At 69.9% G+C, this 14,097-nt stretch carries 10 protein-coding genes; 7 read left to right on the top strand and 3 right to left on the bottom strand.

From position 1 onward, the window contains the following. The first annotated feature begins 8 nt into the window (after nt 1-8). Both BTH_RS07915 and BTH_RS07910 read left to right on the top strand, forming a co-directional pair. A complete protein-coding gene (locus BTH_RS07915; RefSeq protein WP_009897412.1) occupies nt 9-1,709 on the top strand; it encodes a VRR-NUC domain-containing protein in 1,701 nt (566 codons plus the stop codon). Further along, nucleotides 1,706-3,970: an ATP-dependent DNA helicase gene (locus tag BTH_RS07910; protein WP_009897411.1), complete on the top strand. Its 2,265-nt coding sequence runs from the start codon at nt 1,706-1,708 to the stop codon at nt 3,968-3,970. The genes BTH_RS07915 and BTH_RS07910 overlap by 4 nt, the downstream gene beginning before the upstream one ends. Before the next feature lie 136 nt (nt 3,971-4,106). Here BTH_RS07910 and BTH_RS07905 read toward each other — a convergent pair whose 3' ends face one another. Beyond that, nucleotides 4,107-5,015, bottom strand: a complete 909-nt coding sequence (locus BTH_RS07905) for a LysR substrate-binding domain-containing protein (protein ID WP_025369859.1) — start codon at nt 5,013-5,015, stop codon at nt 4,107-4,109. A gap of 198 nt (nt 5,016-5,213) precedes the next feature. Between BTH_RS07905 and BTH_RS35015 the strand changes: the two genes are divergently transcribed. From BTH_RS35015 to BTH_RS07895, 3 genes are read left to right on the top strand one after another with little or no spacing between them, the layout of a single operon-like run. Next, nucleotides 5,214-6,491: a branched-chain amino acid ABC transporter substrate-binding protein gene (locus BTH_RS35015; protein ID WP_009897408.1), complete on the top strand. Its 1,278-nt coding sequence runs from the start codon at nt 5,214-5,216 to the stop codon at nt 6,489-6,491. 22 nt (nt 6,492-6,513) lie between these two features. Beyond that, nucleotides 6,514-7,332: an L-2-amino-thiazoline-4-carboxylic acid hydrolase gene (locus tag BTH_RS07900; protein ID WP_009897406.1), complete on the top strand. Its 819-nt coding sequence runs from the start codon at nt 6,514-6,516 to the stop codon at nt 7,330-7,332. Beyond that, nucleotides 7,319-8,563, top strand: a complete 1,245-nt coding sequence (locus BTH_RS07895; RefSeq protein ID WP_009897404.1) for a Zn-dependent hydrolase — start codon at nt 7,319-7,321, stop codon at nt 8,561-8,563. Before BTH_RS07900 ends, BTH_RS07895 begins: the two co-directional genes overlap by 14 nt. Nucleotides 8,564-8,592: 29 nt before the next feature. On the opposite strand, the gene BTH_RS07890 is transcribed toward BTH_RS07895, so the two are convergent. Continuing rightward, nucleotides 8,593-9,798 carry an IS110-like element ISBma3 family transposase gene (locus BTH_RS07890; protein WP_009892020.1) on the bottom strand — a complete coding sequence of 402 codons (1,206 nt, stop codon included), beginning with the start codon at nt 9,796-9,798 and terminating at the stop codon, nt 8,593-8,595. Nucleotides 9,799-10,353: 555 nt separating this feature from the next. Between BTH_RS07890 and fliD the strand changes: the two genes are divergently transcribed. Continuing rightward, a complete protein-coding gene (gene fliD, locus BTH_RS07885; protein ID WP_009897401.1) occupies nt 10,354-11,895 on the top strand; it encodes a flagellar filament capping protein FliD in 1,542 nt (513 codons plus the stop codon). A 312-nt stretch (nt 11,896-12,207) separates the two neighbouring features. Here fliD and BTH_RS07880 read toward each other — a convergent pair whose 3' ends face one another. Next, the gene (locus tag BTH_RS07880; RefSeq protein WP_009897399.1) at nt 12,208-13,107 is read right to left on the bottom strand and encodes a LysR family transcriptional regulator; all 900 of its coding nucleotides are present in this window, start codon (nt 13,105-13,107) and stop codon (nt 12,208-12,210) included. Between the two features lie 100 nt (nt 13,108-13,207). Between BTH_RS07880 and BTH_RS07875 the strand changes: the two genes are divergently transcribed. Then, complete coding sequence (locus BTH_RS07875) at nt 13,208-13,894, top strand: DsbA family protein (protein WP_009897398.1); 687 nt, start codon at nt 13,208-13,210, stop codon at nt 13,892-13,894. The last annotated feature ends 203 nt before the right edge of the window (nt 13,895-14,097 follow it).

Raw genomic sequence — 14,097 nt, 5'->3', positions numbered from 1 at the left:
CGAAGCCCGTGCCGCCCGATCCGTCGTCTTCCCCCGCGTTCTATTACCTGTCGAACTTCGAGCGCGCGCTCGCGTGGCTCGCCGAGCGCTACGACGATGTGCTCGATGCCGGCGAGCATGCGTTCGTCGGCGCGTTCGGCGCGCTGCCGCGCGCATCGCGCGCGCTGCTCGTGCGGATGCTGATGCGCAAGGGGCCGATGTTTCGCGCGAGCAAGCTCGCCTACGACGAGATCGGCTGTCCGCTCGCGGCCGCGGCGCCGCTCGTCGCGCTAGGCTGGATCGATCCGGAGCCGCCGCTTTCGCTCGACGCGCTGTTCGCGCTCGCGACGAAGCCGGAGCTGCGTGACGCGTTCCCCGACGCGCCCGCGAGCGGCGCGGTCCGCAAGGCCGACTGGCTCGACGCGCTGCGCGCGCGCCACGACGGCGAGCGGCCGTGGGCGCAATGGCTGCCGTCGATCGACGATCGCGTGCTGCGCGTGACGGCCGCGGTCGACGCGCTTTGCAGCCGGCTGCGGCTGATGTTTTTCGGCAACCTGCATCAGGACTGGTCGGAGTTCGTGCTCGCCGATCTCGGGCTGCTGCAGTACGAGACGGTCGCGTTCGCGCCGTCGTCGCGCGCGTTCCAGCGGCGCGACGACGTCGACGCGTATCTGCGGCTGCACGCATGCCGCGAGCTGCTCGAGGTCTGGCCCGCTGACGCACCGCTCGCGCCGCTCGTCGAAGCGGCGGCTGCGGTCGACTGCGGGAATGCGTGGCTCGCGATGCGCCGCGCGAAGCTCACGTTCTCGATCGGTCAGGCGTGCGAGCGCCGCGCGGACTGGGACGGCGCGCTCGCCGCGTATGCATCGAGCGCGTGGCCCGGCAGCCGGCAGCGGCGCGTGCGCGTGCTCGAGCGCTGCGAACGTTTCGACACGGCGCTCGCGCTCGCCGACGAAGCGGCGCGCGCGCCTGAAAACGAGGCGGAGGCGCAGCAGATCGCGCGGATGCTGCCGAGGCTGCGGCGGCGTGTCGGCTTGCCGGCCGGGCGCGCGGCGCGTGCGCGCGAGATTCCGCGCGACAGCCTCGAGCTCGCGCATCCGGGCGTGCCGTATCCGGTCGAATACGTCGCGCGCGATCACCTGAGCCGCGCGGACGCGCCCGTCTTCTATGTCGAGAACGCGCTGATCAACTCGCTGTTCGGGCTGTTGTGCTGGGAGCCCGTGTTCGCCGCGGTGCCGGGCGCGTTCTTTCATCCGTTCCAGCGCGGGCCGGCCGATCTGCACGCGCCCGATTTTCGCGCGCGCCGCGCCGCGCAGTTCGACGCCTGCCTGGCGCAACTCGACGGCACGCAATACCGCGACACGATTCGCCGCCACTATGCGCGGAAGAGGGGCGTGCAGTCGCCGTTCGTATTCTGGGGCGCGCTCGACGAAACGCTGCTCGAGCACGCGCTCGCGTGCCTGCCCGCCGAGCATTTGCGGCTGTGGTTCGAGCGGCTGCTCGACGACGTGCGCGGCAACCGCTCGGGGCTGCCCGATCTGGTGCGTTTCTGGCCCGCCGAACGCCGCTACGAGCTGATCGAGGTGAAGGGGCCGGGCGATCGCTTGCAGGACAACCAGATTCGCTGGCTCGACTACTGCGTGCGGCATCGAATGCCGGTGCGCGTGATCGACGTGCGCTGGAGCGGCGACGCGCAAGCGTCGTCGCAAGACGAGGGGGCGCTCGCGTGAGCTATGTCGTCGCCGTGCGCGCGATGTGCGAATTCACCGCGCGCGAGGGCGATCTCGATCTGCGCTTCACGCCGGCGCCGAGCGCGCTCGAAGGCATCGCCGGGCACGCGACGGTCGCGTCGCGGCGCGGCGCCGGCTACGAAAAGGAGGTCGCGCTTTCGGGCGAGCACCGCGGCCTCACGGTGCGCGGCCGCGCGGACGGCTACGATCCGGCGCTGAACCGCGTCGAGGAAATCAAGACGCATCGCGGCGATCTCGACAGGATGCCCGCCAATCAGCGCGCGCTGCATTGGGCGCAGGCGCGCGTGTACGGGCATCTGCTGTGCGAATCGCGCGGGCTCGCGCAACTGAGCGTCGCGCTCGTCTATTTCGATGTCGGGACGCTGCGCGAGACGGTGCTGACCGAAACGCACACGGCCGCGACGCTGAAGGCATGCTTCGCGGAGCAGTGCGAGCGCTTCGTCGACTGGGCGGCGCGCGAAGGCGCGCATCGCGTCGCGCGCGATACGGCGCTGCGCGCGCTCGCGTTTCCGCACGCGCGCTTTCGCAGCGGCCAGCGCGAGCTCGCGGTTGCGGCCTATCGCGCCGCGCGCGACGGCCGTGCGCTGCTCGCGCAGGCGCCGACGGGCATCGGCAAGACGCTCGGCACGCTGTTCCCGTTGCTGAAGGCATGCGCAGACGCGCATCTGGACCGGATCTTCTTCCTGACCGCGAAGACGCCCGGCCGCGCGCTCGCGCTCGACGCGGCCGACACGCTGCGCACGGCCGCGGGCGGCGCGCTGCCGCTACGCGTGCTCGAGCTCGTCGCGCGCGACAAGGCGTGCGAGCATCCGGACGCCGCATGCCACGGCGAATCGTGTCCGCTCGCGCGCGGCTTCTACGATCGGCTCGCGGCCGCGCGCGCCGCCGCGCTCGAGCATGGCCGGCTCGATCGCGCGACCGTGCGCGCGGCCGCGCTCGCGCACGGCGTCTGCCCGTACTATCTCGCGCAGGAGCTCGCGCGCTGGTGCGACGTCGTCGTCGGCGACTACAACTACTACTACGACGGCAGCGCGCTGCTGCACGCGCTCGCGCAGCAGAACCAGTGGCGCGTCGGCGTGCTCGTCGACGAGGCGCACAACCTGCTCGACCGCGCGCGCGGGATGTACAGCGCGGCGCTCGACCAGCGCGAGCTCGCCGGCGTGCGCAAGCTCGCCCCCGCGCCGCTCGCGAAGGCGCTCGAGCGCCTGAATCGCGAATGGAACGCGCTCAATCGCGAACAGGCAGCCGCATACGTCGTCCATCCGGATGTGCCGCCGCGCGTGCTGTCGGCCGCGCAGAACCTGATCGGGCGCTTCTCGGAGCTCGCAGCCCAAGCGCCGCTCGCGCTCGACGCTGCGGTGCAGCGCTTCTGTTTCGACGCGATTCACTTCGTCGCGCTCGCCGAGCAGTTCGGCGCGCATTCGATCTTCGATGCGACGCGCGTGCGCGCGAGCGCGCCGCGCCGCGCCGGCGCGTCGATCCTCTGCGTGCGCAACGTGATTCCCGCCGACTTCCTCGCGCCGCGCCATGGCGCCGCGCGCGCGACCGTGATGTTCTCGGGCACGCTCAGCCCGTTCGATTTCTACCGCGACACGCTCGGGTTGCCGGACGACGCCGGCACGCTCGACGTCGAAGGGCCGTTTCGCGCGGAGCAACTGACAGTGAAGGTCGCGTCGCACGTATCGACGCGCTGGCGTGACCGAGCGCGCTCGCTCGATCCGATCGTCGAGCTGATCGCCGCGCAGTACGCGGCGCGGCCGGGCAACTATCTCGGATTCCTGAGCAGCTTCGAGTATCTGCAGCAGGTTGTCGCCCGGCTGCGCGAGCGCCATCCGGCGCTGCCCGTCTGGGCGCAGGCGCCGGGCATGGACGAGGCCGCGCGCGACGGGTTTCTCGCGCGCTTCGAGCCGAACGGGCGGGGCATAGGCTTCGCGGTGCTGGGCGGCGCGTTCTCGGAGGGGGTCGATCTCGCCGGCGACCGGCTGATCGGCGCATTCGTCGCGACGCTCGGACTGCCGCAGGTCAACGACGTCAACGAGGAGATGCGGCGCGCGATGGAGGCGCGCTTCGGCCGCGGCTACGACTACATCTACCTGTTTCCGGGTTTGCGCAAGGTCGTGCAGGCAGCGGGGCGGGTGATTCGCACCGAGCACGACGAGGGCGTGCTGCATCTGATCGACGACCGTTTCCGGCGCGGCGAGGTGCGCCGGCTGTTGCCCCGGTGGTGGCGGCTGAGCTGACGCGGCGCTCGCGCCGATCGCGGGCGCGGGGCAAGCGGCGCGCCCGCGCGCGGGCGCTGGTGCGGATCGGGGCGCGCGTCGCATGTGTCGCATGTGTCGCGGCGCGTGCGCGGCATCGTTCGAACTGCCGGGCGCGTCACCCCGCGCCGCGCTTTCCCATCGACTGCCTCAACCAGTCGGCGAGCCGCTGCGCGCCGTCCGGCAGGTCCGCATCCGCACGCGTGCACAGGTAGTAGTCGCGGCCGTCGTCGAGCGCGTTATCGGCCAGCGTCACGAGCTCGCCGTTCATCAGTTCCCGCTCGATCAGCGGCGCGCGCAAAAGCGCCGCGCCGAGCCCGGCGCGCGCCGCGGCGAGCGTCAACTGGCCGTCCTCGAACAAGGGGCCGACCGCCCGCGTGACGTGTTTCACGCCCGCTCGCTGGAACCAGTCGACCCACGTATTGCGATCCTCGTCGTGCACGAGCGGCGCGGCCGCGAGGTCGGCCGGCCGCCTGAACGGGCCGTGGCGGCGCGCGAATGCGGGGCTGCACACGGGCACGACCGCGCCCGACAGCAGCCGCTCGCACCGGTAGCCGCGCCAGTCGCCGACGCCGAAGCGGATCGACAGGTCCGCCGCATCGCTCAGATAGTTGCGGTGATGCGCGTACAGCACCGTCACGTCGACGTCCTGGTTCTCCGCGAGGAATGCGTGCAAGCGCGGGATGAACCAGCCGATTCCGAACAGCGGAATCAGGCTGATCGTGATCTGCCGCAGCGACGAGCGATCGCGAACGGAGCCGGTCGCGCTGCGCAGCACCGAGAACGCCGTGCTGATCGATCGGTAGTAGTCGCGCCCTTCGTCGGTGAGCTTGAGCGTGCGTCCGTCGCGCAGCGTGAGCGGCGTCTGCACGAAAGATTCAAGCAACTGCAACTGGTGACTGACCGCGGACGGCGTGATGTCGAGCTCGGTCGCCGCGGCCGCGACCGAGCCGACACGCGCGAACGCCTCGAACACGCGCACGGCGCGCAATGGAGGGTCATTCGCCAATCGTTCGATATTTTTCATGTATCGAATTTTATCGAAACGACTTTCATTGCGGAAAGGAAAAAAATTGGCTTGAATACAATGAATTAATGCGGGACCGCCGCACCGGCATAAGCATCGGACAATTGAATATTTGCGGCGATTGGCCACGAATATTTAATATTTTTCATGTTTTGCGCGAGCTCGCGCTCCTCTTCGATCTCCAGGTCCGTCACGCAGATGAAGTTTCCCTCCACGTTCTTGCCCGGCGTCGCGCTCTCGGTCGCCGCCGTGTTTTTCGCATCCGCCGCGCAGGCGCCGACGCCGGCTCGCGGCGCCGAGTCCGGCGAAACCGGCCGGTCCGCGCCGCAGACGGTGCTGATCGGCCTCGCCGCGCCGCTGACCGGCCCGTTAGCGCGAATCGGCAAGGATCTGCAGAACGGCGCGCAACTCGCGCTCGACGACGCGAACAGCCGCCGCCCGACGCTCGGCGGCAAGCCGGTCGTCTACCGGCTCGTCGCCGTCGACGATCAATCCGACCCACGCGCCGCGGTGACGGTCGCGCAGCGGCTCGTCGAGCGGCGCGTGATCGGCGTCGTCGGGCACTGGAACACGGGCTGCAGCGTGCCGGCGTCGAGGATCTATCGCGACGCCGGCATCGCGCAGATCGCGCCGGCGTTGACGGGGCGCCAGTACACGCGGCAAGGCTATCCGACCGCGTTCCGGATCGTCGGTCATGACGACGCGAGCGGCGCGCATGCGGGCGCGTATGTCGTGAAGACGCTGGGCGCGAAACGGATCGCCGTGATCGACGACCGCACCGCGTTCGGCGCGGGGCTCGCGGACCAGTTCGTGAAGGGCGTCGACGCGAACGGCGGCGCGATCGTCGATCGCCAGTACGTGAACGACAAGACGGCCGATTTCAGCGCGGTGCTCACGGCAATCAAGGCGAAGCGCGCGGACGTCGTGTTTTTCGGCGGCCTCGACGCGCAGGCGGCGCCGCTCGCGCGGCGGATGCGCCAACTGACGCTGAACGCGACGCTCGTCGGCGCGGGCGGCTTCGTCACGCAGACGTTCCTGTCGCTCGCGGGGCCCGGCGGCGACGGCGTGACCGCGCTCGAGCCGGGGTTGCCGCTCGCGCGGATGCCGGGCGGCGCGGCGTTCGACGCCCGCTATCGCGCGCGCTACCGCGCGCCGATCGAGCTGCATGCGCCGTTCGCGTACGACGAGGCGGCGACGCTGATCGCGGCCGCCGAGCGCGCGGACTCGACCGACGCGGCGCGTCTGCCGGCGGTGCTGCATGCGCTGAAGCGGCAAGGCGTGACGGGCGCGATCGCGTTCGACGCCGAGGGCAATCTGCGGAACCCGGCGTTCACGATTTACCGTGCGGGCGGCGGCAAATGGGCGGCGGTCGACGTGCTCGGCGGCGCCGGCGCGAACGGCGTCGCCGCCGCGGGCGTCGAGTCGAACGTATCGGGCTTGGCTGGCTCGATGAAAATCGCGAACGCATCGAACTGACAACAATCCAGGAGACACACCGATGACGATCATTCCGATCCACCCGGCCGCGGGCGGCGCGGCGGACGGCGAGCCGCTCGGCATCCTTGCGCGGCGGCGCATCGAAGCGGAGATCATCAAGCCGATCTACGAGATCATGAAGCGCGAGTTCGGCGTCGAGCGCGCGCAGGCGGTGATCGCGGAGGCGGTGCGCGGCGCGGCGCTCGACGCGGGGCGCACGTTCGCCGCGAAGGAACCGGGCGGCACGAGCATCGCGTCGTTCGTCGCGCTGCAGGTGCTGTGGGAGAAGGACGATGCGCTCGACATCGAGGTGCGCCGCGCGGACGACACGCATTACGACTACGACGTGCGCCGTTGCGCGTATGCGCAGATGTATCGCGAGATGGGCCTGGCCGAGATCGGGCACCTGCTGAGCTGCGCGCGCGACAGCGTGTTCATCGAGGGCTACGACCCGCGCATCGAGCTCACGCGCACGCGCACGCTGATGCAGGGCGGCACGCACTGCGATTTTCGCTACCGGCTGGCGGAGCCGGCGCGGCGCGGCGCGGACGAACGCGCGAGCGGCGCGGAGGACGCCGGGCGCGCGCCGGACGCAACCGCGGCGCAGGGCGAGGCTGCCGGGGGTGCGCGCGAAACGCAGGCGGGCGAGTCGGCCGGGCGGCCGGCATCGTCGCCGGGGGCGCGCGCGGAGTCTTCACGGCAATCGTTGCCGGAATCCGGGGCGGCCGGCGAGGCGCCGGGCGCGCGTCCGTCATCCACGGCCGCGCGCGATCGTGACGCCGCCGCATCGCCGCCCGCCGGCGCACACGGGAACCCGGAGGCGAGCGATGCGGCGCGATGACGGGCTGCGCGTGGACGGCGCGCGCCTGTGGGCGTCGCTCGAGCGGATGGCGGAAATCGGCGCGACGCCGAAAGGCGGCGTGTGCCGGCTCGCGCTGACGGACGATGACCGGCGCGCCCGCGATCGGTTCGTCGACTGGGCGCGCGACGCGGGCTGCGTGGTCCGCGTCGACGCGATCGGCAACATCTTCGCGCGTCGCGCGGGCCGCGATCCGCATGCGGCGCCCGTGCTGACGGGCTCGCACGCCGACACGCAGCCGACGGGCGGCCGCTACGACGGCATTTATGGCGTGCTCGGCGGTCTCGAGGTCGTGCGCGCGCTGAACGACGCGGGCGTCGAGACCGCGCGGCCGATCGACGTCGTCGTCTGGACCAACGAGGAGGGCTCCCGCTTCGCGCCGCCGATGATGGCGTCCGGCGTGTTCGCGGGCGTCTATTCGCTCGACTACGCGCTGTCGCGCGCGGATGCGTCCGGCGTGACGCTCGGCGATGCGCTCGCGCAAATCGGCTACGCGGGCGATGCGCCCGTCGGCGGCGCTCCGGTGCATGCGGCGTACGAGCTACACATCGAGCAAGGCGCGATTCTCGAGCGCGGCGGCCATGCGATCGGCGTCGTGACGGCGGGGCAGGGGCAGCGCTGGTACGAGGCGACGCTCACGGGCGTCGACGCGCACGCGGGCACGACGCCGATGGCGCTGCGGCGCGATGCGCTCGTCGGCGCGGCGAGAATGATCGATTTCGTCGACGCGCTCGGCCGGCGCCATGCGCCGCACGGGCGCGCGACGGTCGGGAGGATCGACGCGCGGCCGAACTCGCGCAACACGGTGCCGGGCGCATGTTTGTTCACGATCGAATGCCGGCATCCGGATGCCTCGGCGCTCGCCGACATGGACACGGCGCTGCGCGAGGCGCTCGCGCGAATCGCCGAATCGTCGGGCCTCGACGCGCAGCTCGAGCCGATCGCCGATTACGCGCCGGTGCCGTTCGCGCCCGCATGCGTGGCGGCCGTGCGCGACGCGGCGGCCGCGCTCGGCCTGCCGCACGCGGACATCGTGTCGGGCGCGGGGCACGACGCCTGCCACCTCGCGCGGATCGCGCCGACCGGGATGATCTTCGTGCCGTGCGTGGGCGGGCTGAGCCACAACGAGGCGGAAGCGATCACGGCGGAATGGGCGGAGGCGGGCGCGAACGTGCTGCTGCACGCCGTGCTCGCGAGCGCTCGCGACGCGTAGGCGGCGGAGGGGTGCCCCTATGTGTTTCGTCAAGCGGTAGGGGCTGACTTGGGTTGGTAAATGGTGCCGTCACGCAGCATGGCGAACAGGACGTCGCAGCGTCGCCGTGCCAGTGCGATGAGGGCTTGGTTGTGGCGCTTGCCTTGCTGGATCTTGCGGGAGTAATAGGCCCGTGAGACTGGGTCTCGTAAGGCAGCGAAGGCGGATAGGAACAAGGCGCGCTTTAGCACCTTGTTGCCGCGTCTGGATGGATGTTCGCCTCGGATAGACGAGCCTGAGCGCCGGGTGACCGGGGCAAGGCCAGCGTAGGCCGCCAAGTGTGCAGCCGAAGCGAAGGCCTTATGGGCGACTTCGGTCAGGAGTCTGGCGGCGGTCCTGACGCCGACTCCCGGCATGCTGGTCAGGACCGGCCAAAGAGGGTGAGCAAGCACCAGTTGCTCAACTTCGGCCGCGACCTCGTCGCGCTGCTTACGCAAGGCCGCAAGCTGCTGGGCCAAACGAGGCATGACGATGGTGGCAGCTTGCGTGCCGGGCACGATCACGGCTTGTTCGCTCAGAGCCTGAACGATCTCGGCCGCCAAGCTTTTGCCCATGCGGGGCGCGAGCTTGGTCAGGCGGTTAGCAAGCGTCTTCTCGCTGGTTGAGGCAAGCGCGGCGGGCGACGGGTAGCGCTCAAGCAGATCGAGCACTGCCGGATGGTCGAGGCGGGGTCCGAGAACGCGCTCGAGCGCCGGATGGATTTGAGTAAGCAGGCCGCGAATGCGGTTGCTGGTTTGAGTGACCTGGGCGGCGAGATCATCGTCGAAGCCGCACAGCATGGTGAGCTCGGCGAGTTGCTCGTCAGCCAATCGAAGTGAGCGCAGCGTATGTGGCATCGAGCGGGCGGCTTCGGCAATGATCGCGGCATCGCGGGCATCGGTCTTGGCTTCACCTGCATGCAGATCGGCGATGCGGCGCATGGCCAGTCCCGGCAGATAGGCGACGAGTACGCCTTCAGCACGGGCTACGGCCACCGGCAGCGCGCCGATGGTGGAAGGTTGGTCGACGACGAACAGGAGTCGACCGTGAGTCTTGAGTTCGGCGATGAGGGCGCGCAGCTTGGCCTCGTCGTTGGGTAGCGCCTTGTTGTACAGACGCTTGCCGTTCCGATCGAGTGCGACGGCGTGATGCTGGCCTTTACCGACATCGACGCCGACGAAGACATCGACGGCATCACGTTGTTGTGTGTCTTGCATCGCAGTTTGTGCAGAGTGAACGGATTGGCCTGCAACAACGGTGGCAAGTCTCGGCATCCACGTTACGGACGGCGTCGGGATATCCCGGCCAAACCCCTATCAGCGATCACCAGCCACCCACCAGGCCCGGTGACAACACCCCCCGGATCATGACTGCGACTGGGGGCGAGAATCATGCCGAGCCTGGCTGGCCAAAGCCCCAATTATCGGGGCGGGAAGATAGTAACGGGGCGCCGCGTTCGCGGCGCTTGTCACGTCGAACGGTTGGCTGCCGAGCGCCGAGCCCTGAACGCCCGCAGCCGTAGCCCGTTGTTGGCGGCCAGTCCCCGGTTCGTCGCGGCCGTTCCGCACCCGCCCGCCGCCGCCGATCCGCGCGTCATCGTTCTCTGCGCGCCGCCCGATCCGCGCCCGGACGCGTCGCCGCGCCGGCATTCGTTGCGTCCGAATCACCGTTGACAACAATCTTCACAAACCGATTCCAATAATTGCGATATGCTTGCTTTCATATTACGAATGACCATGAAATAAACCAACCACACGAACGGGGGTAATTCGATGGCGATCACCCAAACGGGGACCAATGCGCTTCTCGCGGCCAATTCGCAAAGCGACGTCTGGTCGCAAATACAGGATGCCGCGCAGTCGCTGATCAACGGCGCCACCGGCAAGCCGGCGATGGACGTGAGCGGGCTCGTGTCAGTGCTCGTCAACGCGAAGACGGCTGGCCAGGCCGCGGAGATCAAGAACCAGGCGGCGTGGAACAACACGCAGATCTCGGCGCTCGGTGCGCTCAAGCTCGCGCTCAGCAACCTGAAGACAGGCGTCGAGCCGCTGTCCGACGGCACGCTCGCGCAGAAGTTCACGTCGAAGGCGAGCGGCAAGGGGCTCACTACGACGGTGGACGCGGGCACGGTCGCCGGCAGCTATCAGGTCGAGGTCAAGCAGGTCGCGCGCTCGCAGACGCTCGTGTCGGCCGGCTTCGATCCGAAGCAGAAGCTCGGTTCCGGCACGCTGACGCTCAAGATCGGCGAGCGCTCGACGTCGATCGACATCGACGCGACGAACAACACTCCGGCCGGCATCGCGGCCGCGATCAACTCGGCGAAGAACAACCCCGGCGTGACCGCGACGGTCGTGACGGGCACCGACGGCGCGCACCTCGTGCTGCGCTCGACCGCGCCGGGCAGCGCGAACGTGATCAACGTGAGCGTTTCGAACGTGAAGGACGACGCGGGCCTGTCGGGGCTCGCGGTCAAGTCGACGGCCGACGACAAGGGCGGCAAGTCGGCGATCACGTCGGCGGGCGACGCCTGGAAGCAGAGCGACTTCGCGCAGGACGCGATCGTCACGGTGGGCGGCGTGATCACCGCGCGCAGCGCGGACAACGCGGTCAAGGGCGTGATCGCCGGCGTGACGATCAACGTGACCGAGGAGGCGATCGGCGCGCCGCAGACGCTGTCGATCGCCCGCGACATCGACGGCCAGGCGCGCGCGGTGACCAACTTCGTCGACCTGTACAACTCGATGATCGGCACGATGGCGCAGCTCACGTCGTTCGACAAGACGGCGAAGCCGGGGCAGCAGGGCGGGCCGATGATCGGCGATTCGATGCTCAACGGCATTCGCAATTCGCTCGCGCACATCGTCGGCGGCGGCGTGCCGCACGGCGACAACAAGCGCGCGTCGCTCGCGGCGCTCGGCATCACGTTCGCGCGCGCCGGCGACAAGCAGCCGGAAGGCTCGCTGATCGTCGACAAGGCCAAGCTGAACGAAGCGCTGCAGAGCAATCCGCAGGCGGTGGAGGCGCTGTTCAACAAGACCAACGGCATCGGCACGCAGGTCACGAAGGCGCTTGACGTGCATCTGCGCAAGGACGGCTCGTTCGACGTCCGCTCGAATGCGATCGACCGCGACATGAAGAGCGTCGCGCAGCGGCAGGCGCGGCTCGAGACCTACGCCGCGCAACTGAGCGCGCAGTACAAGGCGCAGTTCACCGCGCTCGACGCGCTGATGGCGCGGATGCAGCAGAACACCAACTATCTGACACAGCTGTTCGGCGGCGCGAACAGCTCGGGCGCGCTCGCGAACAACAAGTGACGCGAACGGGCGCGCCGGGCCTTGCCCGGCGCGCGCCGAAGCGGGGGGCGGGGGGCGCGACGCGAGCCTCGGCGCCTCGTCTCGACGGCGGCCACGCGCGTGGCCGCCGTTTTTTGCGCCGTTTTTCGTTTCGATGTACGCGGGCGTCGTCGTCTCATCGATATCCTCGCGTCGCGCGAACGCGGCCGAACCATGCGTGGGCGCTCGCCGGTTCGCGATGATTCGTCCCGCGTCGTCCCGCGTCGTTTCGCGTCGCCGCGCCGCCGTGCCGTTGCTTCGCGGCGGAACGCTGTCGATGCGAGTGCAGCGCGGCTACGCGTCCCATGCGGGGGTGTCGCCGAAACGCTCGGCCAGGAAATCGATCATCGCGCGCATCGCGAGCGGCATCTGCTTGCGCGATGCGTAGACCGCATAGATGCCGAGATCGGGCGCCGCGCAGTCGGGCAGCACGCGCGCGAGCGTGCCCGCGCGGATCGGCTCGGCCGCCGCGAAGGTCGGCAGCAGCGCGATGCCGCCGCCCGCGATCGCCGCACGCAGCAGCACGAGTGCGTCGTTCGCGCTCAGATTGCCCTGCACGGGCACCGTCGCCGGCTCGCCGTCGCGCGTCAGGTGCCACAGGCTCTGCCCGAAATAGGCATACGTCAGGCAGTTGTGCCGCGCGAGATCGTGCGGCTGCCGCGGCGCGCCGTGCTCGGCCAGATAGCCGGGCGATGCGCACAGCACCGAGCGGCACGTGCCGAGCCGCCGCGCGATCAGGCTTGGGTCGACCTCGTTCGTGATCCGGATGGCCAGGTCGATTCGTTCGTCGACGAGATCGGCGGTGCGGTCGGTGACGAGCAAATCGACCGACACGGCCGGGTAGCGGGCCAGGTAGTCGAGCACCGCGTCGGTCACGTGCGTCTGCGCGAAGATCGCGCTCGCGGTGATTCTCAGCGCGCCGCGCGGCGCGTCGTCCGGCTTCGCGACTACGGTCGCGACGTGATCGGCGAGCCCGAGCATGTCGCGGCAGAGCGGCAGCATCTGCGCGCCCGCCGCGGTCAGCGTCAGGCGCCGCGTGGTCCGGTGCAACAGCCGCGCCCCCGTCCATTGCTCGATGAATGCAACGTAGCGCGACGCCATCGCGCGCGACATGTCCAGATGCTGCGCGGCGGCCGACACGCTGCCGCGCTCGGCCGTCTCCACGAACACCTGCATCGCGGTGATTCGATCCATATTCGCTCAATCCATGCAACAAATTGTCGACCGGTGCATTGTATTTGATCGATTGGATATCAAATAGACTCGCTTCACTTTCATTTTCTTGAGCGAACGCATGACCGCGATGAACCCCTTCCGGCTTCAATATTTCTTCGATCCGCTGTGCGGCTGGTGCTATGCGAGCGCGCCCGCGCTGGCCGGGCTCGACGCCGCGCATCCGGGCGTGCTCGAGCTGATGCCGTCGGGGCTTTTCGCCGGCGAAGGCGCGCGCGAGCTGACGTCCGAATGGGGCGAGTACGCATGGCGTAACGATCAGCGCATCGAGCAGATGACGGGCCAGCGCTTCACGCAAGCGTATCGCGAGCAGGTGCTGCGGCGCGGCGGCGTGCATTTCGATTCCGGGCCCGCGACTCGCGTGCTGACCGCGCTGCATGACGTCGATGCGCGCCTGGAGCGGCCGCTGCTCGAGGCGATCCAGCTCGCGCGCTATGTCGACGGCCTCGATACCGCGCGTGCGGACGTGCTTGCCCGCGTCGCGGCGGATGTCGCGGCGAAGGCGGGCATGGCGATGATCGACGCCGACGCGCTCGCGCGCCGGATCGACGGCGACGCCGCGCTCGCGAGCGCGGCGGCCGAGCGCATCGCCCACACGCAGCGTGCGATGCGGCGGCTCGGCGCGTCGGGCGTGCCGCAACTGCTGGTGACGGTCGGCGAGCGCGGCTACGTGCTGCACGGCGCGAGCCTGTACGGCGGCGCGCATGCGGCCGTCGCGGCGGTCGAGCGCGTGCTGCAGGAGGATTGACGCCGGAGGCGGCCGGTGGGGGGCGGGCAGTCGGCCCGCGAAGTCAGCCCGCGAAGTCAGCCCGCGAAGTCAGCTCGGGTAGTCAGCCCGGGTAGTCGGCCGATCGTTTGCCTGTCCGGTTGGTTGTCTGGCGACTGACGAGTCACTGCCGAACGCGGGCGGCGGGTCCGCCCGCCGTCCGCGTTGCACGGCGGCGCACGGTG

This window comes from Burkholderia thailandensis E264, assembly GCF_000012365.1.
GTDB lineage: Bacteria > Pseudomonadota > Gammaproteobacteria > Burkholderiales > Burkholderiaceae > Burkholderia > Burkholderia thailandensis.
The sequence above is the reverse complement of the archived record's forward strand: the minus strand, read 5'-3'. Positions and strand labels throughout refer to the sequence as shown.